At 65.4% G+C, this 17979-nt stretch carries 24 protein-coding genes and 1 tRNA gene; 11 read left to right on the top strand and 14 right to left on the bottom strand.

Going from position 1 to position 17979, the window contains the following annotated elements; all coding sequences use genetic code 11:
• Positions 1-237: 237 nt before the first annotated feature.
• Both A6A05_RS15675 and A6A05_RS15680 read right to left on the bottom strand, forming a co-directional pair.
• The gene (locus A6A05_RS15675) at positions 238-465 is read right to left on the bottom strand and encodes a DUF1150 family protein (protein WP_068503358.1); all 228 of its coding nucleotides are present in this window, start codon (positions 463-465) and stop codon (positions 238-240) included.
• 12 nt (positions 466-477) lie between these two features.
• Positions 478-981 carry an Hsp20 family protein gene (locus A6A05_RS15680; protein WP_068503361.1) on the bottom strand — a complete coding sequence of 168 codons (504 nt, stop codon included), beginning with the start codon at positions 979-981 and terminating at the stop codon, positions 478-480.
• Between the two features lie 167 nt (positions 982-1148).
• Here A6A05_RS15680 and murJ point away from each other — a divergent pair, with 167 nt between their 5' ends.
• From murJ to A6A05_RS15720, 8 genes are all read left to right on the top strand, one after another.
• A complete protein-coding gene (murJ, locus tag A6A05_RS15685; protein WP_068503364.1) occupies positions 1149-2693 on the top strand; it encodes a murein biosynthesis integral membrane protein MurJ in 1545 nt (514 codons plus the stop codon).
• A 60-nt stretch (positions 2694-2753) separates the two neighbouring features.
• Positions 2754-3752: a tryptophan--tRNA ligase gene (gene trpS / locus A6A05_RS15690; RefSeq protein ID WP_068503367.1), complete on the top strand. Its 999-nt coding sequence runs from the start codon at positions 2754-2756 to the stop codon at positions 3750-3752.
• Positions 3752-4663, top strand: a complete 912-nt coding sequence (locus A6A05_RS15695) for a DUF2333 family protein (protein WP_068503370.1) — start codon at positions 3752-3754, stop codon at positions 4661-4663. The genes trpS and A6A05_RS15695 overlap by 1 nt, the downstream gene beginning before the upstream one ends.
• Positions 4664-4889: 226 nt before the next feature.
• A complete protein-coding gene (locus tag A6A05_RS15700) occupies positions 4890-5810 on the top strand; it encodes a sulfite exporter TauE/SafE family protein (RefSeq protein WP_068503372.1) in 921 nt (306 codons plus the stop codon).
• Positions 5810-6571: a TIGR02186 family protein gene (locus tag A6A05_RS15705; protein ID WP_068503374.1), complete on the top strand. Its 762-nt coding sequence runs from the start codon at positions 5810-5812 to the stop codon at positions 6569-6571. Before A6A05_RS15700 ends, A6A05_RS15705 begins: the two co-directional genes overlap by 1 nt.
• Before the next feature lie 13 nt (positions 6572-6584).
• A complete protein-coding gene (locus A6A05_RS15710) occupies positions 6585-7055 on the top strand; it encodes a universal stress protein (protein WP_068503377.1) in 471 nt (156 codons plus the stop codon).
• A gap of 94 nt (positions 7056-7149) precedes the next feature.
• Positions 7150-7695, top strand: coding sequence for a NifU family protein (locus tag A6A05_RS15715; RefSeq protein WP_068503380.1), 546 nt, complete (start codon positions 7150-7152; stop codon positions 7693-7695).
• Positions 7696-7997: 302 nt separating this feature from the next.
• On the top strand, positions 7998-8735 hold the full coding sequence (locus A6A05_RS15720) for a PhoH family protein (protein WP_068503381.1): 738 nt from the start codon (positions 7998-8000) through the stop codon (positions 8733-8735).
• A gap of 34 nt (positions 8736-8769) precedes the next feature.
• Here the strand turns inward: A6A05_RS15720 and argB are convergent, their stop codons facing one another.
• The 6 genes from argB to rpmH are packed head-to-tail and all read right to left on the bottom strand — an operon-like array spanning position 8770 to position 12872.
• Positions 8770-9687: an acetylglutamate kinase gene (argB, locus tag A6A05_RS15725; protein ID WP_068503384.1), complete on the bottom strand. Its 918-nt coding sequence runs from the start codon at positions 9685-9687 to the stop codon at positions 8770-8772.
• Positions 9684-10382, bottom strand: coding sequence for a ribosome biogenesis GTP-binding protein YihA/YsxC (gene yihA / locus A6A05_RS15730; RefSeq protein WP_068503386.1), 699 nt, complete (start codon positions 10380-10382; stop codon positions 9684-9686). Before yihA ends, argB begins: the two co-directional genes overlap by 4 nt.
• On the bottom strand, positions 10346-12067 hold the full coding sequence (gene yidC, locus A6A05_RS15735; protein ID WP_068503389.1) for a membrane protein insertase YidC: 1722 nt from the start codon (positions 12065-12067) through the stop codon (positions 10346-10348). The genes yihA and yidC overlap by 37 nt, the downstream gene beginning before the upstream one ends.
• On the bottom strand, positions 12064-12330 hold the full coding sequence (yidD, locus tag A6A05_RS15740) for a membrane protein insertion efficiency factor YidD (protein WP_068503391.1): 267 nt from the start codon (positions 12328-12330) through the stop codon (positions 12064-12066). The genes yidC and yidD overlap by 4 nt, the downstream gene beginning before the upstream one ends.
• Before the next feature lie 5 nt (positions 12331-12335).
• The gene (rnpA, locus tag A6A05_RS15745) at positions 12336-12728 is read right to left on the bottom strand and encodes a ribonuclease P protein component (protein WP_068503394.1); all 393 of its coding nucleotides are present in this window, start codon (positions 12726-12728) and stop codon (positions 12336-12338) included.
• A gap of 9 nt (positions 12729-12737) precedes the next feature.
• Positions 12738-12872: a 50S ribosomal protein L34 gene (gene rpmH / locus A6A05_RS15750; RefSeq protein ID WP_068503395.1), complete on the bottom strand. Its 135-nt coding sequence runs from the start codon at positions 12870-12872 to the stop codon at positions 12738-12740.
• Between the two features lie 166 nt (positions 12873-13038).
• Here rpmH and A6A05_RS15755 point away from each other — a divergent pair, with 166 nt between their 5' ends.
• The gene (locus A6A05_RS15755) at positions 13039-13617 is read left to right on the top strand and encodes an HNH endonuclease (RefSeq protein ID WP_425411945.1); all 579 of its coding nucleotides are present in this window, start codon (positions 13039-13041) and stop codon (positions 13615-13617) included.
• Between the two features lie 55 nt (positions 13618-13672).
• Here A6A05_RS15755 and A6A05_RS15760 read toward each other — a convergent pair whose 3' ends face one another.
• From A6A05_RS15760 to trxA, 4 genes are read right to left on the bottom strand one after another with little or no spacing between them, the layout of a single operon-like run.
• A complete protein-coding gene (locus A6A05_RS15760) occupies positions 13673-14125 on the bottom strand; it encodes a gamma-butyrobetaine hydroxylase family protein (protein WP_068503400.1) in 453 nt (150 codons plus the stop codon).
• Complete coding sequence (locus A6A05_RS15765; protein ID WP_068503404.1) at positions 14122-14325, bottom strand: Trm112 family protein; 204 nt, start codon at positions 14323-14325, stop codon at positions 14122-14124. The genes A6A05_RS15760 and A6A05_RS15765 overlap by 4 nt, the downstream gene beginning before the upstream one ends.
• 35 nt (positions 14326-14360) lie before the next feature.
• A complete protein-coding gene (locus tag A6A05_RS15770) occupies positions 14361-15017 on the bottom strand; it encodes an LON peptidase substrate-binding domain-containing protein (RefSeq protein ID WP_068503419.1) in 657 nt (218 codons plus the stop codon).
• A gap of 5 nt (positions 15018-15022) precedes the next feature.
• Positions 15023-15949 carry a thioredoxin gene (gene trxA, locus A6A05_RS15775; protein ID WP_068503407.1) on the bottom strand — a complete coding sequence of 309 codons (927 nt, stop codon included), beginning with the start codon at positions 15947-15949 and terminating at the stop codon, positions 15023-15025.
• Positions 15950-16135: 186 nt separating this feature from the next.
• Here trxA and A6A05_RS15780 point away from each other — a divergent pair.
• Positions 16136-16210: transfer RNA gene (locus A6A05_RS15780), tRNA-Gly, on the top strand.
• A 66-nt stretch (positions 16211-16276) separates the two neighbouring features.
• Here the strand turns inward: A6A05_RS15780 and A6A05_RS15785 are convergent.
• Complete coding sequence (locus A6A05_RS15785; RefSeq protein ID WP_156521098.1) at positions 16277-16741, bottom strand: hypothetical protein; 465 nt, start codon at positions 16739-16741, stop codon at positions 16277-16279.
• Between the two features lie 56 nt (positions 16742-16797).
• The gene (locus A6A05_RS20995) at positions 16798-17301 is read right to left on the bottom strand and encodes a metal-dependent hydrolase (RefSeq protein ID WP_068503414.1); all 504 of its coding nucleotides are present in this window, start codon (positions 17299-17301) and stop codon (positions 16798-16800) included.
• 117 nt (positions 17302-17418) lie between these two features.
• Here A6A05_RS20995 and A6A05_RS21000 point away from each other — a divergent pair, with 117 nt between their 5' ends.
• On the top strand, positions 17419-17790 hold the full coding sequence (locus A6A05_RS21000; protein ID WP_172822295.1) for a bacteriohemerythrin: 372 nt from the start codon (positions 17419-17421) through the stop codon (positions 17788-17790).
• Positions 17791-17979: the final 189 nt, after the last annotated feature.

The following is a 17979-nucleotide window of genomic DNA, read 5'->3' on the forward strand; positions in this document are numbered from 1 at the left end:
CGCCGCCGTCATCTTTTCCGATATCTTGAGCCTACCGAACATGGTTCCCCCTGTATCTGGTGGAACCCCAGTGATTCATGGTTGCCGCTGGTTGGCAAGCCCCGCCGAGTCAGATCGAGCGTTCGCCGGTATGAGCCGGCCCGGGATCGGGCGCGCGCCTCGGCGCCATATTAAGCCCGGCGGCGCCTGAGACGGCCCGGCACGGGCATGCCACAGGCATAACTCAGCGCTTCGCGCCTAATGCACGCTGACCGGTTCCAGCTCGTGCTGGGTGACGGCGGCGAAGGCGATTTCACGGCTGGACGCTAGGCCCATCGGCGTGCCGTCGGCGGCGTGGATGGCCCAGCCGATCTCGCCGTCGGTCTGAACGCGCTTGATGAAGGCGATTTCCGGCAGGCCCCAATTGGCGAAATCGGTCTGGCTGATGGTGCGGCTGATGGGGTGCGGGGCGAATTCCTTGTTCATGGTCGTCCTCCTTCACTGGCCGTTTCTGGGCCGCGAGCGCCCGTGGCCGCCATGATCGGCAGCGACGTCGATGGTGCGCGGAGCACCGGAAGAAGCGGTTGAGCCTGCTCCTTGAATGGGAATGGTCTTGACCCGGGGTTCCGGCCGGGGGCGCATCAGGTCGATGTGCAACAGGCCGTTATCCAAGGTGGCGTTGACGACTTCGATGCCTTCCGCCAGCACGAAGGCGCGCTGGAACTGTCGGGCGGCGATACCGCGATGCAGGAAGATGCGGCCGGATTCGTCGTCGGCCTGACGGCCGCGGATGATCAGTTGGTTGTCTTCCAGGCCGACCGACAGGTCGTCCATGGAGAAACCGGCCACCGCCAGGCTGATGCGCAGGCCGTTCTCGCCGATCTGCTCGATATTGTAGGGGGGGTAACCCTCGCCCTGGCTTTTGGCGACGCGGTCGAGCACCCGCTCGAAATGGTCGAAGCCCAGAGCCAAGGGCGAATTGAAGGCGGAAAGGCGAGACATCGAGCGGCCTCCTTCGAGAAGCGAGACGGAAATGGGTCCGTTTCCGGCACCCGGTGACAGCGGCCCAAGCGGCACCGCCCTGCTTCTTAATTTGGATACTATCAGCGCCACGTCAAGATTCGGTGAATCGATTCCAGTCCCGGCCGATTTCCTGTAAAGCTTCGGCGATGTCTTTGTTTCGCTCCATCGCCACCGTCAGTGGCTTCACCATGGCTTCGCGCGTCACCGGTCTGGCGCGCGAGATGATGATCGCCCATTACATGGGGGCCAGCTGGATCGCCGACGCCTTCTTCGTCGCCTTCCGCTTCCCCAACCTGTTCCGCTCGCTGTTCGCCGAGGGCGCCTTCAACGCCGCCTTCGTGCCGCTGTTCACCAGGAAACTGGCCGCCGAAGGCCCGGCCGCCGCCCAGGCCTTCGCCCAGAAGGCGCTGGCGGTGATGGCCCTGGTGCTGGCGATCTTCGTAGGAATCATGGAACTGGCGATGCCGTGGGCGATCTACGGCTTGGCGCCCGGCTTCGACGCGGTGCCCGGCAAGATCGAGCTGGCCGCCGATCTGGCGCGCATCTGTTTTCCCTATCTGTTGTTCATCTCGCTGACCGCGCTGCAGGCAGGCGTGCTGAACTCGCTGGGCCGCTTCGCGGCGGCCGCCGGGACCCCGGTGCTGCTGAACGTGGTCGGCATGACCGGATTGTGGGCGCTGACCCCGGTCACCGCCACGCCGGGCCACGCCTTGGCCTGGGGCACCTTCGCCGCCGGCATCGCCCAGTTCCTGTGGCTGGCCGTCGCGGTCCGAAAGGCCGGCATGGGCTTAGGCCCGGTCCTGCCTCGCCTGACCCCCGAGGTCCGCACCCTGGCCCGGCGCATCGTGCCCGGCGCGGTCGGGGCCGGGGTCTATCAGGTCAATCTGCTGGTCAACACCATCATCGCCTCAGGCGTCGCCAACGGCGCCGTCAGCTATCTGAATTATGCCGACCGCATCAACCAATTGCCGCTGGGCGTGATCGGCGTCGCCATCGGCACCGCGCTTTTGCCCCTGCTGTCGCGCCAGATCAAGGAAGGCCGCCTGCAGGACGCCCTGGACAGCCAGAACCGCGCCCTGGAACTGGGGCTGGTGATGACCGTGCCGGCGGCGGCCGCGCTGATCGCCATGGGAGCGCCGGTGGTGCAGGTGCTGTTCCAGCGGGGCGCCTTCGGCCCGGCCGAAACAACGGCAACCGCCGCGGCTCTGTCGGCCTTCGCCATCGGCCTGCCGGCCTTCGTGCTGGTCAAGGCGCTGGTGCCGGCCTTTTTCGCCCGCGAGGACACCCGCACCCCGGTCAAGGTGGCGGGTGCGACCATGGTGGTCAACATCGCCCTGAACCTGGCCCTGGTCGGGCCGCTGGCCCATGTCGGCATGGCGCTGGCCACCGCCCTGGCCGCTTGGTTCAACGCCTTGGTGCTGGCGGTGCTGCTGGCCCGGCAAGGCCTGTTCACCATCGATGCCCGCCTGAAGCGCCGGGCACCGCGCATCGTGCTGGCCGCGCTGATCATGGCCGCCCCCCTGGCGGCGGCGCACCATTATCTGTGGCCGCTGGCCGACGGCGCCCTGGCGGCGGGTGGCCTGCTGGCGGTCATGGTGGTGGCCGGAATCACCCTGTTCGCCGCCTCGGCCCAGCTGCTGGGGGCGGTGCGCTGGGCGGAAGTGAAGGGTCAGATGCGGCGCCGTCCTTGACAGGCCCAACCCATGGCTTATAGCTGACGCACCTTGGGTCCAAACCTGGAGCACTTGTCCATGCAGCGCATCTTTTCCGGCGTCCAGCCGACCGGAAACCTTCACCTCGGCAATTACCTGGGCGCGATCCGCAACTGGGTGCGCCTGCAAAACGAGTTCGAGTGCATCTTCTGCATGGTCGATCTGCACGCCATCACCGTGTGGCAGGACCCCAAGGATCTGGTCAAGAACACCCGCGAGGTCGCCGCCGGCATGATCGCCGCCGGCATCGACGCCGACAAGCACATCGTCTTCAATCAAAGCATGGTGCCGGCGCACGCCCAGCTGGCTTGGGTGTTCAATTGCGTCGCCCGCATCGGCTGGCTGAACCGCATGACCCAGTTCAAGGAGAAGGCGGGCAAGCATAAGGAGAACGCCTCGGTCGGGCTGTTCGCCTATCCCAACCTGATGAGCGCCGACATCCTGGCCTATAAGGCGACCCACGTGCCGGTGGGCGAGGACCAGAAGCAGCATCTGGAACTGGCCCGCGACACTGCCCAGAAGTTCAACAGCGATTATGGCATCGATTTCTTCCCGCAGCCGGAACCACTGATCTTCGGCGCCGCGACCCGGGTGATGAGCTTGCGCGACGGCGCCAAGAAGATGTCGAAGTCGGACGAATCCGATTATTCGCGCATCAACATGACCGACGATGCCGACACCATCGCCCTGAAGGTCAGGAAGGCCAAGACCGACCTGTTTCCGATGCCCGACAGCCTGGACGGGCTTGAAGGCCGGCCCGAGGCGTCCAACCTGATCGGTATCTACGCCGCCCTGTCGGACAAGGACAAGGCCCTGGTGGCGAGCCAGTTCGCCGGCCGGCAGTTCAGCGAGTTCAAGGCCGAGCTGGTCGATCTGGCCGTCGCGGTCCTGGGTCCGATCAACACCGAGATGAACCGCCTGATGGACGATCCCAGCCATATCGACGCCATCCTGAAGAAGGGTGCCGAGCGAGCCAACGCCATCGCCGAGCCGATCTTGAAGGACGTCTACGACATCGTCGGCTTCCTGAGGCCGTGATGGAGCCGGCGCCCACCTCCAGGCTGCGCCGCTGGGCCGTCCGGCTGCCCTTGGGGTTGGCCGGGCTGGTCGTCCTTTACTATGCCGTCGGCATGGTGGCGGCCCACAAGATCGACGACGACCTGGCCTTCTCGGCCGGTCATCCTGCGCCCGAGCACAGCCGGGCGGTGGCCATCGCCGCGCGCCTGATCTTCCGCGAGGTCGATATCCATCAGTGGGTGGCCAACGATCCGGTGTTCAAGCCGTCGGCGCTGCTGGACAACATGCCGGCCTTCCAGCAAGGCCTGCTGGCCGGCCTGTCGCGCTTCGCCGCCACCTTGAGCGCCATCGAGGGCCAGGACCCGGAACTCGACCGCGCCGCCGGCCTGTTGAAATATCCCGGCACGGTGTGGAAGTTCGATCCGCGCACCTCGTGGGCGCCGACCGCCTCGGCGGAAAAGCAATACCGCGCCGCCGCCCGCAATCTCGACATCTTCAACGAGCGCCTGAGCGCCGGCGAGGCCCGTTACGACCGCTCGGCCGAAAGCTTGCGCACCCTGCTGATCCACGCCATCGCCGATCTGGGCGTCGCCGCCGACGCCCTGGATTCCCATCTGGTCGAGGATCGCTCGATCTTCCTGGATTTCGACGCCGACACCTTGTTCTACACCACCAAGGGCCGCCTTTACGCCCACGCCCTGATCACCCGCGAACTGGGCGCCGATTTCGCCGAATTGCTGGCCAAGCGCAATCTGGACGATCTGTGGTCGACGCTTCTGCTGTCCTTGAACCGTGCCGCCAGCCTGGACCCGCCGGTGGTCTTAAGCGGCGCCGGCGACGCCACGCTGCTGCCCAGCCACCTGACCGCCCAGGGCTATCACCTGCTGCAGGCCCGCGCCAAGATGGCCGCCATCGCCGCTCGACTGGGCTGAATCGCGGCTTTTTCCGGCGAACATTAGAAAACCATAAAATTCTTGTTGCCAAGGATGGCCGTCGGCGCGACAAACGGGGGACCCGTGCGCCGCCGGTGTGGTGATTCCGAAATTGGCGCCCTTTCGCCACTTTCGGAATCACCACACGATTCAACAAATGAGTGGCCTGCTTATCCCCGAAATTCGTGGCGCGAATTTCGGGGGCAGGACACTAGGTCCATTCGCCATGCAGATTTACCTTCCCATTGCCGAAATGAGCGTCAACGTCTTCCTGATCCTGGGGTTGGGCAGTGGCGTCGGCTTCATGTCCGGCCTGTTCGGGGTCGGTGGCGGCTTTTTGATGACGCCGCTGTTGATCTTCTTGGGCATTCCCCCCGCCGTGTCGGTCGGCACCGAGGCCGCGCAGATCGTCGCCTCGTCGGTGTCGGGCGTGCTTGCCCACTGGCGCCGCGGCAATGTCGACATCAAGATGGGCCTGATCCTGACGGTCGGCGGCTTCATCGGTTCGTTCGGCGGCGTCGAACTGTTCAAGTGGCTGCGCCAGGCCGGCCAGATCGATCTGGTCATCGCGCTGTGCTATGTGGTGTTCCTGGGCATCGTCGGCGGGTTGATGTTCATCGAAAGCGTCCAGTCGCTGTTCAAGAAGCCCAAGAGCGAGGCCGAGATGAAGGCGGCCAAGGTGGCCGGCTGGAAGGAAAAGCTGCCCTTCCAGGTCCATTTCGCCCGCTCGGACCTGCATTGCAGCGTGATCCTGCCGCTGGCGCTGGGGCTGCTGGTCGGCGTGCTGGCGGCGATCATGGGTGTCGGCGGCGGCTTCATCATGGTGCCGGCGATGATCTATATCCTGGGCATGCCGACCACGGTGGTCGTCGGCACCTCGCTGTTCCAGATCATCTTCGTCACCGCCAATTCGACCTTCCTGCACGCCACCCGCAACCACACCGTCGATGTGGTGCTGGCGCTGCTGCTGCTGCTGGGCGGCGTCATCGGCGCCCAGATCGGCGCCAAGATGTCGGTCCGGCTGAAGGGCGAGCAATTGCGCGTGCTGCTGGCGGTGATCGTCTTGGGAGTGTGCATCAAGCTGGGCATCGACCTGGTCTCGGTCCCGGGCGATCTGTTCACCTTGGGCGCGGGGGGCAAGCACTGATGAAACGCCTGATTCTCTCTCTGGCCCTGGCCCTTGGCCTGGTCCCCCCGGCCCTGATGTTCGGCCGGGTCCCCCCGGCCATGGCCGCCGAGCCCCTGGTCGCCGACCTGTCCAAGCATCTGGTGGCGATCACCACCGGCTTTGCCGGCACCGACGTCTTGCTGTTCGGCGCCGTCGAGGGCGACGGCGAGGTGGTGGTGGTGGTGCGCGGCCCCAACCGCGAGGAGATGGTGCGGCGCAAGGACAAGCAGGCCGGCATCTGGATCAATAGCGGCGCGGCCCATATCCGCAATGCCCCCAGCTTCTATGCGGTGGCCTCGACCAAGCCGATCGACAAGCTGGCGCCGACCCCGGTGCTGGAGCGCCATCAGATCGGCCTGGACCATCTGGACCTGGAAATCGATAGCACCGATGCCGCCGCCGATCCCGGCCAGTACCGCGACGCGGTGATCCGCCTGAAGCAGAAGAAGGGCCTTTACGGCACCGAGACCCTGCCGGTCAGCCTGTTGAGCCACCGACTGTTCCGCACCGATCTGCATTTTCCGGCCAACGTGCCGGTTGGCACTTATCTGGTAGAAGTCTATCTGATCCATGATGGCGAGGTGGTCAGCGCCCAGACCACGCCGTTGATCATCTCGAAGATCGGTATCGGCGCCGACGTGTACGATTTCGCCAACCAGCAAGCGGTGGCTTACGGTATCCTGGCCATCGTGCTGGCGGCCTCGGCCGGCTGGCTGGCCGCAATCGCCTTCAAGAAGTAGGAGAGAACCGGCCATGCCCGAGCAGACCCGCGTCTTTCTGGTGGTCGTCGATGACAGCGACGAAATGCGCTCCGCCCTGATGTTCGCCTGTCGGCGCGCCCGCCACACCGGCGGCCGCGTCGCCCTGCTCCGGGTGATCGAGCCGACCGAGTACCAGCACTTCGCCTCGATCGGCAACCTGATGCGGGCCGAAGCGCGCCAGAATGCCGAGGCCCTGCTGGAACGCCTGGCCGCCGAGGTCAATGCCATGTCGGGCCAGCTTCCGGTGCTTTATGTCCGCGAGGGCAATCCGCGCGAACAATTGATCGCCCTGATCGACGAGGATCCGCAGATCTCGATCCTGGTTTTGGCCGCCGATACCGGCTCGAACGGGCCGGGACCGCTGATCAGCGCCCTGACCGGAAAATTCATCGGCAAGCTGCGCGTGCCCCTGACCATCGTGCCGGGCAACCTGACCGACGCCCAGATCACCGCGATCACCTGAGCGGAACGGTCGGGTTTCGGCCTTGACTCGGTGGCTGGCACGAGCCATTTACGTTGAACCGCCCATGCCCTGCAATCCGCTTTAAGGAAATTCGATGTTCATCCAAACCGAAGCCACGCCCAACCCGTCGACCTTGAAGTTCCTGCCCGGTTGCGAAGTGATGACCAAGGGCACCGTCGATTTCGTCGATCCCACCGCCGCCAAGCGCTCGCCGCTGGCCACCCGCCTGTTCGCCGTTCCCGGCGTGTCCAGCGTGTTCCTGGGCTTCGATTTCGTCACCGTCGGCAAGGACGGCGCCACCGATTGGTCGGTGCTGAAGCCGCAGATCCTGGCCGCCATCATGGAGCATTTCTCGTCCGGCCAGCCGGTGATCGAGGCCGGCGACGACGCCCAGTCCGACGAAGAGGAATCCGACGTCGTCCGCCAGATCCGCGAACTGATCGAGACCCGCGTCCGCCCGGCTGTGGCCCAGGACGGCGGCGACATCATCTTCCGCTCGTTCGAGGACGGCATCGTCTATCTGCACTTGCAAGGCGCCTGCTCGGGCTGCCCCAGCTCGTCGGCGACGCTGAAGCACGGCATCGAGAACATGCTGAAGTATTATGTGCCGGAAGTCGTCGCGGTTCAGGCCGCCGACTAAGGCGTTTCAAATCAAGGCCCCGCCTCGGCGGGGCCTTTTTTACATCCCCATGACATGCCGCGCCCCAAGGCGATTGTTGCTGACAGGCGGACTCCCCCTCTGTTAGCGTCCTTTCGTGGATGGCGTCACTTCATATGGGGGTTGTGACCACTTGGCAGCGTGTCGAGCATCCCTGATCCTTTTTTTGCCACCCGCGACCGTTGCGGTCGTCGGTGGTTCCGTACAGCGCTTCCCCGCGTTCCAGGCCTTCCCTTCGGGAAGGCTTTTTTGTTGCCCGATCAGCGTCAGCGAAGGAGTCGAGCATGGCCAAGCGAGCCACGCGTGAGCGTGCCCAAAGCAAGCAGGAATCCGTGGTCCGTCTGTATCCGTCCGAGCCCGATTGGCATCCGCTGGGCGAGGACGACAGCCGCGACCAAAGCTATCTGCGCAAGGTGAAGCCGCAAAGCGCCGGCCAGAAACGGCTGATGGATGCGGTGCGCGAGCATAACCTGACCGTCGCCCTGGGTCCGGCCGGGACCGGCAAGACCTATCTGGCCATCTCGACCGCGGTCGAGGCCTTCGAGGAAGGCCGGGTGTCACGCATCATCCTGTCGCGCCCGGCGGTGGAAGCCGGCGAGTCCCTGGGCTTCCTGCCCGGCGACATGCAAGACAAGTTGGCGCCCTATCTACGCCCTCTCACCGACGCCCTGTCCGACCGCCTGGGCGGCAAGCGCCTGCGCGCCTGTCTGGCCGACGGCACCATCGAGGTGGCGCCCATCGCCTATATGCGCGGGCGCACGCTCAACAACGCCTTCGTGGTGATCGACGAGGCACAGAACTGCACCTATGGCCAGATCAAGATGCTGCTGACCCGGCTGGGCTGGCACTCGACCATGGTACTGACCGGCGATCCCGACCAGTCAGACCTGCTGCCGGGGGTGTCGGGCCTTGCCGACATCGCCGCCCGCCTGCGCAATGTCGCCGGCATCTCGGTGGTCGATCTGGATGAAGCCGACATCGTCCGCCATCCGCTGGTGGCGAGCATGCTGACGGTGCTGTAGGGAAGGGGGCGGCCAACGCCGCCCCCAAACTTCATTAATCCCGCTTGATCAGCGTGCCGACGCCGTGCGGGGTGAACAGTTCCAGCAGCAAAGCGTGCGGCACCCGGCCGTCCAGGATGACCGCCGCCTCGACGCCGTCCTCGACCGCCTGCAGGCAGGTTTCCACCTTGGGGATCATGCCGCCCGAGATGGTGCCGTCGGCGATGTATTCCTTGGCCTGGCTGACGGTCATTTCCGGGATCAGGTTGCCGGCCTTGTCCAGCACGCCGGCGACGTCGGTCAGCATCAACAGGCGGCGGGCCTCGGTGGCGGCGGCGATGGCGCCGGCGGCGGTGTCGGCGTTGATGTTGTAGGTCTCGCCGGCATTACCCATGCCCACCGGGGCGATCACCGGAATCACGTCGGATTCGCGGAAGAAATCCAGGATGTGCGGGGTGATTTCCGACGGCTCGCCGACGAAACCCAGATCCAGGACCTTCTCGATCTGGCTGTCGGGGTCCTTCTTGGTCCGGCGCAGCTTGCGCGCGCGGATCAGGTGGCCGTCCTTGCCCGACAGGCCGACGGCGAAACCGCCGGCTTCGTTGATGGCCGACACGATCTGCTTGTTGATCTTGCCCGACAGGATCATCTCGACCACCTCGACGGTGGCCTCGTCGGTGTAGCGCAGGCCATCGACGCGTGGGGTCTGGATGTCCAGGCGCTTCAGCATGGCGTCGATCTGCGGGCCGCCGCCATGGACCACCACCGGGTTGATGCCGACCTGCTTCAAGAGCACGATGTCGCGGGCGAACAGCCGCGCCAGATCGGCCGATTCCATGGCGTGGCCGCCATACTTGACGACAATGGTCTCGTCGGAATACTGGCGCATGAAGGGCAGCGATTCCGACAGCGTCTTGGCGCGGTCCAGCCACGCCTGACGGTCATGCAGGATGTCGGGGGTCTCGTCGCTCATGACGCTTTCTCCGCTTCGGCCAGTTGCACGATTTCGCACCTCAGATCGGCCAGGCCCAGCCCCTTTTCCGAACTGGTCAGGATCAGCACCGGATGCGCGGCGACGTGACGGGAAATCTCGTCCACCGTGCGGGCGCGGACCGCTTCGACCTCGGAGGCCTTCAACTTGTCGATCTTGGTCAGAACGACTTGGTAAATGACCGCCGCCTGATCAAGAAGCTTCATCATATCGCGGTCGCTGTCCTTCAGGCCGTGGCGGGAATCCACCAGCAGGAAACAGCGCCGAAGCGTCGGGCGGCCCTTCAGGTAGCCCTTCACCAGCCGGGTCCAGGCATCGACCTTGTCCTTGGGCGCGCTGGCGAAGCCATAGCCCGGCATGTCGACCATCACCAGGCGGCCATTGACGTCGAAGAAGTTCAGTTCTTGGGTGCGGCCCGGCGTGTTCGAGGTCCGGGCCACCGTCGAGCGCCCGCACAGCGCGTTGATCAACGAGCTTTTGCCGACATTCGAGCGCCCGGCGAAGGCGATTTCCGGCTTGCCGGCGTCGGGCAGGCCGTCCAGCGCCACCGCACCCCTGAGGAAGGTGATGTCGCGGGCGAACAACAGCCGCCCGGATTCCACCAGGGCGGCTGCTTCCTGTTCGGGCGAAAGAATGTCGGTCAGTGCTTGGCCCCCGCCTTCCGCATGATCAACCATTGCTGCAGGATCGACAGCGCGTTGGACCAGGCCCAATAGATCACCAGGCCGGCCGCGAACTGGCCCAGCATGAAGGTGAACAGGAACGGCAGGAACATGAACATCTTGGCCTGGACCGGATCGGCCGGCTGTGGGTTCAGCTTCTGCTGCAGCCACATGGTGATGCCCATGATGATCGGCCACACGCCGATATGCATGAAGGCCGGCAAGATGGCGTTGGCGTCGAACGGGATCAGGCCGAACAGGTTGAACAGATTGGTCGGATCGGCGGCCGACAGATCGTGGATCCAGCCATAGAACGGCGCGTGCCGCATCTCGATGGTGACGAACAGCACCTTGTAAAGGGCGAAGAACACCGGGATCTGGATCAGCATCGGCAGGCAGCCCGACACCGGGTTGACCTTCTCGCGCTTGTAAAGGGCCATCATCTCTTGCTGGACGCGGACCTTGTCGTCGCCGAACTTGGCCTGCAGCGCCTGGATCTCGGGCTGCAGCACCTTCATCTTCGACATCGACACATAGGACTTGTTGGCCAGCGGGAACATGATCAGCTTGATGATCACCGTCAGCGCCATGATGGCCAGGCCCATATTGCCCAGGGCGTCATGGAACATCTTGATCAGATAGAACAGCGGCTTGGTCAGGAAGTAGAACCAGCCGAAATCGATGGCCAGGTCGAAGCGCTCGACGCCCAGCTTCTCGCCATAGGCATCCAGCAGGCCGACCTGCTTGGCCCCGGCGAACAGGTTGACCGCCGCCTCGATCGAGCCGCCAGCCGGCACCACCGTCGCGGCCCCGGTGAAATCGACCTGATAGCGATCGCCGGCATCCAGACGCTGATGGACGAAGCGGCCGGTGGCCTCGACCTTCTGATCGGGAATCAGGGCGGTCAGCCAATATTTGTCGGTGATGCCGATCCAGCCGCCGGTGCTCTTTTCGCGCACCGTGCCGTCCTTCTTGAGGTCGTCGTACTTCAGTTCCTTCAAGGTGCCGTTGAACACGCCCAACGGACCTTCATGCAGGATGTACATGCCCTCGGTCTTGGGCGTGCCGGTGCGGGCCACCAGGGCATAGGCATGGAGCGTCAGCGGCTTGGTGCCGTAATTCTCGACCCGCTGCTGGACGCGGAACATGTAATTTTCATCGACGCTGACGGTGCGCACGAAACGCAGGCCGTCGCCATTGTCCCAGCTCAGCACCGCCTGGCCGCCGACGCCCAGCTCGGTGGCAGCCGAAGACCATTGGGTGTCGGCACCCGGCACCTTGACGGTGGGATCGGCCGGCACCCAGCCGAATTCAGCGTAATAGGGGTGCGGCGCGCCGGCCGGCGACAGCACGACGATTTCCGGGCTGTTGGGGTCGGTGGTCTCGCGGTAGCCGGCCAGGGTCAGATCGTCGAGACGCGCGCCCAGCAGATTGATCGAGCCATGCAGGCGATCGGTGCGGATGGTGATGCGGCGCCCGGCGCCCACGGTGTCGGCGCGGCTGGCGGCCTTGGCCGCCTGCTGCGCGGCCGGGGCCACCGCCTCGGTGGCGGCTTGGGGTACCGGCGGCGTGCCGGCGGCTTGGGTGGCCGGAATCGGCGTGGCCTGCGGCACCGGCTTCGACGGGAACAGCCACTGGAACCCGAACAGGATCAGGACCGAGAGGGCGATGGCAAGAAACAGGTTGCGCTGTTCGTTCATGACGTCCTATCCGGATGGCCGCTGGAAGGGGCCTTCGACTTCGGTTCGGGGACGGGGTCGAAACCGCCGTCGTTCCATGGATGGCAGCGGCACACGCGATGTGCCGCCAGCCAGGTTCCCTTGATGGCCCCGTGCTTGGCCAGCGCCTCAAGGGCATAAGCCGAGCACGAGGGGAAAAAACGGCAACTGGCCGGCAGGATCGGCGACAGCAGCAGCTGATAGGCGCGAACGCCCCCCCGCAGCAGCCAAGCGACCGGTCCCATGGCCGTCACGCCCCCCCGTTGCGCGGCGCGACCACACGTTTTAACGCGGTCCGCAAATCCTGCAAGAGAAGAGAATATGGCCGCGTCACCGTTTCGGTCCGGCCGATCACCACATAATCCAGTCCGCCCGCGGCCAAATCCGGAAAAAGCTCGGCAACCGCGGCCTTCAGGCGCCGCCTGGCCCGGTTGCGGGCCACCGCATTGCCGACCTTCTTGGAACAGGTAAAGCCGACGCGGATGGCGTCGGCTTCCATGTGCGGCGCGGGAGCCGCTTGAGGGTCGAATCGCGGCGCAGGCGCCGCCTGCAGGATCAGTCCGGGCGTGGCCCACTTGCGGCGCTGTGCGGCAATGCGAAGGAAATCCGCTCGCTTTTTCAGGCGCGCCAGCGCGAGGGCCATGACGCCGGATTAAGCCGACAGGCGCTTGCGGCCCTTGGAGCGGCGGTTGGCGATGACCTTGCGGCCGCCGACGGTGGCCATGCGCGAGCGGAAGCCATGACGGCGGGCGCGGACGATCTTGGAGGGCTGAAAAGTACGCTTCACGACGGATACTCCGGCAACAGGTCCGCTTTGGGGCGGCAATAGAAAACGGAAGCCGCGCTTATAAGCCGAGCGACACCCCAGAGTCAACCCAGCCAAAGTCGACCGGGCCAAATCTCTTCATGCCGCTTTCATGGATCGGCGCTGAAAAATCGGCTAGTGTCGTACTATATGGAGTGGAAGGGAGCGCGAGCGCATCGACACCTATCCCGCCCTGGTCCTGAATGCCGATTTCCGGCCGCTCAGTTATTTTCCGCTGTCCCTGTGGTCATGGCAGGAGACGGTCAAGGCGGTCATGTCCTGTCGGGTCAGCGTGGTGTCGGAATATGACCGGGTCATCCATTCCCCCAGCCGGTCCCTGCGCCTGCCCAGCGTGGTCTCGCTGAAGGATTACGCCCCCACGGCGCGCCGGCCGGCCTTCACCCGTTTCAACCTGTTCCTGCGCGACCGTTTCACCTGCCAATATTGCGGCCGGGCCTTTCCCACCGCCGAACTGACCTTCGACCACGTCATCCCGCGCTCACGCGGGGGGGCCACCTGCTGGGGCAATGTCGTGGCGGCCTGCGGCGCCTGCAACCTGGCCAAGGCCGACAAATTGCCGCGCGAGGCCGGCATGCGCCTGTTGGTGCCACCGGCCGAACCGTCGGGCCACCTGCTGCACAGCATCGGCCAGGCCTTCCCGCCCGATCGCCTGCACCAATCGTGGCGCGACTTCCTGTACTGGGACAGCGAACTGGAGACCGATTAGCCGATCGTGGAAAAGTCCCTCGCTCCGCTCGGTGTACCTTTCCACGCACACCCGGTTAGCCGCAGCCGCCCTTGCCGCCCGAGCCGCACCCGCAGCCCGATTGCTTGGGCGCCGCCGCCTGGGTGCTGGTGGCGTTGGGATGGCGCGACAGGCCGGCGGCCGCCAGCGCGGCTTCGTACTCGCGCCAGATCTGGTCCTGGCTGGCCCCCAGCCAATACAGGCAATCCCAGGTATAGATGCCGGAATCGTGCAGATCGTCGAACACGATCTTGACGGCATAATTGCCGACCGGCTCGACGGCGATGATGCCGACATGCGACCGGCCCGCCACCAGGGTCTTCTCGCCCGGGCCATGGCCCTGGACCTCGGCCGAGGGGCTTTCGACCCGAAGCAACTCGGCCGGGATCTGGAATTCGGCGCCGTCCTCGAAGCGAATGTCCAGACGGCGCTCGGCCTTCTTGACCTTGATTTCTTCCGGGCAGTGCTGGCTGCCGAAATTCTGGCTCATGCTTGCTCTCCCTGTCCGTCCAGCGGCCGCGCCTCGTCGGGCAGCATGATCGGGATGCCGTCGCGAATGGGATAGGCCAGGCCAGCCTTGTCGCTGACCAGTTCCTGGCGCGCGGAATCATAGCGCAACGGCCCCTTGGACACCGGGCAGACCAGGATTTCCATCAGCTTGGGATCGATCCCCGGAACACGTTCGCTCATGGTGGTTCAGTCCTTAGATATAGTGCGCACAAAGATCAGTGTCGGACATCCTGGCCGGTATCGGCCAGCAGGGCCATCTCGAACAAGGTCATCATCAGCCGAGCCCGCTCGGATGTCGACATGGCCTCGAGGATCGCCTGCTTTTCCTCGGGCGAGAGCGGCGCGCTCATCGCCAGGGCGGTGACCAACTCGCCGTCCGACGCCTCGTCCAGCTTGGACTGGTCGGGGGCGGCGCCTTGGCGGGCCAGATAGGTGCTGACGCCCGACATCAGCCGGCGCCGGTCGATCGCCTGCGGCGCCTCGCCCTCGAGGTCGAACCGATAAGGCGTGTAATCGGCCGCCACCCGGCGATAGCCCGAGCGGCCCAGTTCCTCGCCGGCCAGACGAAACCGCCACAGGCCCAGCGCGGTGATCAAATAGCGGCCGTCGCCGGTTTCGCCAAAGGCGACGATGCGGGCGACGATCCCGGTGCCATAAAGCCCGGCGACGGCGCCTTCGGCATGGGGATTGGGAGCCGGCTGAACCAGCGCGAACAGACGGCCGGCGCCCAGGCAATCATCGACCATGGCCAGATAGCGCGGCTCGAACACCGTCAAGGGCAGCCGGGCGCCTGGCAGCAGCAACGCGCCGGGCACCGCGAAAACCGGCACCACGGCGGGGAGATCGGCGATGGTCAGGCGCGGCGCGGCCATTTCGATCAACTGAACAGCAGTGCCGACAGACGCTTGCGGCCCGAAAGCGTCAGCGGGTGGGTGGGGCCGAACGCCTCGAACAGCTTGATCAGCTGCTTGCGGGCCCCGTCCTCGTTCCAGGCGCGGTTGCGGCGGAACAATTCCAGCAATTCATCGACCGCCGCCTCGGGCTCGCCGCCGCCGTAATAGGCCAGCGCCAGGTCATAGCGGGCCTGGTGGTCGTCGGCGTCGGCGGCCAGACGCCGGCGCAGGTCGGCGGTGGCGCCGGCCGCCTTGGCCGCCAGCTCGGCCAGCTCGATGGCGCTGATCACGGCGGCGATATCGGCATGCTTGAGAAGTTCGGGCGGCAGCTCGCCCAGCATCTGCTTGGCAGCGTCGATCTGGCCGACCGCCAGCAGGCAGCGCAGGAAGCCGGCATTGGCCGGACCGTTGGTCGGGTCCTCGCCCAGCACCTGCTGATAAAGCTGGGCGGCCATCTGGGCGTCGCCCTCGGCCAGGATCTGGGCCGCCTCGGCCAGCAGATCGGCGGTCGAGGTTTCCGGGCCGCCGCCGGTCAGGCGCCCGATGAAGGCGCGCAGCTGGCTTTCGGTCTGGGCGCCGACGAAGGCGTCGGCCGGGCGGCCGTCCTTGAAGGCATAGACGGTCGGCACCGACTGGACCCGCAGCTGCATGGCCAGGTCCTGGTTCTTGTCGACGTCGATCTTGACCATGCGGACGGCGCCCTTGAACTCCTTGACGACCTTTTCCAGCGCCGGGCCCAATTGCTTGCACGGCCCGCACCAGGTCGCCCAGAAATCGACGATCACCGGAACCTTGCGTGAGGCCTCGATGACGTCGGTGACGAAACTGGCGGTCGAGCCGTCCTTGATCAGGTCGCCTGCCTGCCCGCCATTGCCCGCCGGCTTGTTGCCGGCACCGAAAATCAGTTCCATCAGCGTCCGTCCGAATTTACATCCCTGAACACGCACATAGATGGACCGTAGCCGCACCTGTGGCAAGGGCAAAGGGGGTGATCGCGCGCGGGTGAAAAAAACTCGAAAAAAGGACTTGATCAGGACGATGCTTTGCGTATTATCCGGGCCTCCGAACGCGGCAACGCCGACGGAAACGCCAAGGAAGCGGGCGTAGCTCAGGGGTAGAGCACAACCTTGCCAAGGTTGGGGTCGAGGGTTCGAATCCCTTCGCCCGCTCCAATTGGACCGCATAAAAGGCCGTGGGAAACCACGGCCTTTTGCGTTGTCGACCGGCAGCACCGCCGCTTAGGCGGCAGCCTCGCGGAAATCCAGGCTTTCCACCAGATCCATCACCCGGCGCAGATCGTCGGGACGCTGCTCGATATCGACCTTGATCCAGCTTTTGTGGCGTCCGGCCCGCTGCAGGGCGTCCAGCGATTCCTCTTCCGGAGAATCGTCGATCCAGACGAAATCCTCGCCCAGCTCCATGGCCTCGGCCTTGAAATCCTGCCAGACCGGCGCGGCGAACGACGCGGCGATGGCGTGGATGCGGTCCCATTCCTCGCCCGGGCCGATGGCCTGGCGCAGCACCGGCAGCAGCTTATCGACGTCGCCGTGACGGGTGCGCGAGGTCACCCAGATGCACTCGAACCCGGCCGCCGCCCATTCCAGGAAACGCAACAAATTGGTGGCCGGCGCGAACTCGCCGCGCAATCGGGCGTGACCCGAACGCCGCAGCAAGGTGCCGTCCACATCCAGATACAAGCGCATCAGCGCCCCCACACACTTATTTCCCCCGCCATTCAGCATAATCGAACCGCGATCGATCACAAGCCCCGCCAGCCCGATGGTCGGGGCAAAGCGCTCAGGTCCAGACCGGCGGCCCAACCGCCCAGAGCGGCGATCACCGCCACCAGGGCGAATTCGATCCACGATCCGGTGGAACACAGGTTCAGGGTGAAGCGGCGCCGGCTGGGCCACAGCAGCGGCACCCCCGACGGCGTCACCCCGTCGGCGGCCAGATGCGACAGATAGCCCACCACCAGCGGCGCCATCGGCTGATTCAGCCCCATCATGGCCAGCGCCGCGATCCCGGCGATCACCGCCAGCAGGGAATGGGTGATGCCGCGATGGCCGACCACCATCGCCAACGGCACCGAGACCACACGGAACTTTCGCCCGGCCCAGCTTTGCGGATGATCGATGTCGGGCAGCAGAGCGCCGGCCAGGGCCGCCGACAGCGCGACCGGCTCGGCCGGGTCGAGACCGGCGGCGCGAGCGGTCACCGCCCACAGGGCGGCGCCGACCACCATATGCGATCCGGCCATCATCGAAATGTTCCCCCAATGGTCGTGAGAGGCTGCATCTATCGTCTCTTGGTACGGGCGATTCGCGGTTGTGATCGGGCTGTGGATGGGTGGGGGACAGAATGCGCGGGGGAGCCGACCATGTCCATTGCCTGGCGTGACGCGATGAGTGTGGGGGACGCGGCGATCGATGCCGACCATCGTCATCTGATCGGGTTGGTCAACAGCTTCAAAGCGGCCGTGGCGGCCGAGATCGACCACAAGCGGGCGGCGCGGGTGCTGCTGGCGCTGATGGATTACACCACCGAGCACTTCGCCCGCGAAGAGGCGCTGCAAAAAGAGGTGCGCTACAATGCTTTCGCTGCGCTTGGACGGGCGCCAAATCGACGCGACACCATCACGATTAAACTCAATACCTTCGCGAAAACTGCCTTCCAGAACCTCATACCGCTCGACGTCCGAAGTGACTCGGAGGGGATTGAACGAAACCGCTGGCGCGGTATTGGAGCCTGATGTGACGTCGAAGGCTCCCGTCTGACAGGGTTGGTTTCCCGACCACCCTACAGACAGGAGGCCCCCGATGCCCTGCTCGATCCGGATCACCATCCGGCCGCTGTCGATGTCGGCCAACTTGAGCGCCACTACCTCCGATACCCGCAGCCCGGCGGCATAGGCCGTGGTCAGCGCCGTGCGATTCTTCAG

Source organism: Magnetospirillum moscoviense, from assembly GCF_001650635.1.
GTDB lineage: Bacteria > Pseudomonadota > Alphaproteobacteria > Rhodospirillales > Magnetospirillaceae > Magnetospirillum > Magnetospirillum moscoviense.

Excerpts from the sequence above, each read along its gene's own strand:
- yidC (WP_068503389.1), bottom strand. The coding sequence starts at position 12,067 with ATGAACGAACAGCGCAACCTGTTTCTTGCCATCGCCCTCTCGGTCCTG.
- A6A05_RS15760 (WP_068503400.1), bottom strand. The coding sequence starts at position 14,125 with ATGAGCCAGAATTTCGGCAGCCAGCACTGCCCGGAAGAAATCAAGGTC.
- yidD (WP_068503391.1), bottom strand. The coding sequence starts at position 12,330 with ATGGGACCGGTCGCTTGGCTGCTGCGGGGGGGCGTTCGCGCCTATCAG.
- A6A05_RS15710 (WP_068503377.1), top strand. The coding sequence starts at position 6,585 with ATGCCCGAGCAGACCCGCGTCTTTCTGGTGGTCGTCGATGACAGCGAC.
- A6A05_RS21000 (WP_172822295.1), top strand. The coding sequence starts at position 17,419 with ATGTCCATTGCCTGGCGTGACGCGATGAGTGTGGGGGACGCGGCGATC.
- A6A05_RS15695 (WP_068503370.1), top strand. The coding sequence starts at position 3,752 with ATGGAGCCGGCGCCCACCTCCAGGCTGCGCCGCTGGGCCGTCCGGCTG.
- argB (WP_068503384.1), bottom strand. The coding sequence starts at position 9,687 with ATGAGCGACGAGACCCCCGACATCCTGCATGACCGTCAGGCGTGGCTG.
- trpS (WP_068503367.1), top strand. The coding sequence starts at position 2,754 with ATGCAGCGCATCTTTTCCGGCGTCCAGCCGACCGGAAACCTTCACCTC.
- murJ (WP_068503364.1), top strand. The coding sequence starts at position 1,149 with ATGTCTTTGTTTCGCTCCATCGCCACCGTCAGTGGCTTCACCATGGCT.
- trxA (WP_068503407.1), bottom strand. The coding sequence starts at position 15,949 with ATGGAACTGATTTTCGGTGCCGGCAACAAGCCGGCGGGCAATGGCGGG.
- A6A05_RS15765 (WP_068503404.1), bottom strand. The coding sequence starts at position 14,325 with ATGAGCGAACGTGTTCCGGGGATCGATCCCAAGCTGATGGAAATCCTG.
- rnpA (WP_068503394.1), bottom strand. The coding sequence starts at position 12,728 with ATGGCCCTCGCGCTGGCGCGCCTGAAAAAGCGAGCGGATTTCCTTCGC.
- A6A05_RS15675 (WP_068503358.1), bottom strand. The coding sequence starts at position 465 with ATGAACAAGGAATTCGCCCCGCACCCCATCAGCCGCACCATCAGCCAG.
- A6A05_RS15705 (WP_068503374.1), top strand. The coding sequence starts at position 5,810 with ATGAAACGCCTGATTCTCTCTCTGGCCCTGGCCCTTGGCCTGGTCCCC.
- A6A05_RS15785 (WP_156521098.1), bottom strand. The coding sequence starts at position 16,741 with ATGCGCTTGTATCTGGATGTGGACGGCACCTTGCTGCGGCGTTCGGGT.
- A6A05_RS15720 (WP_068503381.1), top strand. The coding sequence starts at position 7,998 with ATGGCCAAGCGAGCCACGCGTGAGCGTGCCCAAAGCAAGCAGGAATCC.
- A6A05_RS15700 (WP_068503372.1), top strand. The coding sequence starts at position 4,890 with ATGCAGATTTACCTTCCCATTGCCGAAATGAGCGTCAACGTCTTCCTG.
- A6A05_RS20995 (WP_068503414.1), bottom strand. The coding sequence starts at position 17,301 with ATGATGGCCGGATCGCATATGGTGGTCGGCGCCGCCCTGTGGGCGGTG.
- A6A05_RS15680 (WP_068503361.1), bottom strand. The coding sequence starts at position 981 with ATGTCTCGCCTTTCCGCCTTCAATTCGCCCTTGGCTCTGGGCTTCGAC.
- yihA (WP_068503386.1), bottom strand. The coding sequence starts at position 10,382 with ATGGTTGATCATGCGGAAGGCGGGGGCCAAGCACTGACCGACATTCTT.
- A6A05_RS15770 (WP_068503419.1), bottom strand. The coding sequence starts at position 15,017 with ATGGCCGCGCCGCGCCTGACCATCGCCGATCTCCCCGCCGTGGTGCCG.
- A6A05_RS15715 (WP_068503380.1), top strand. The coding sequence starts at position 7,150 with ATGTTCATCCAAACCGAAGCCACGCCCAACCCGTCGACCTTGAAGTTC.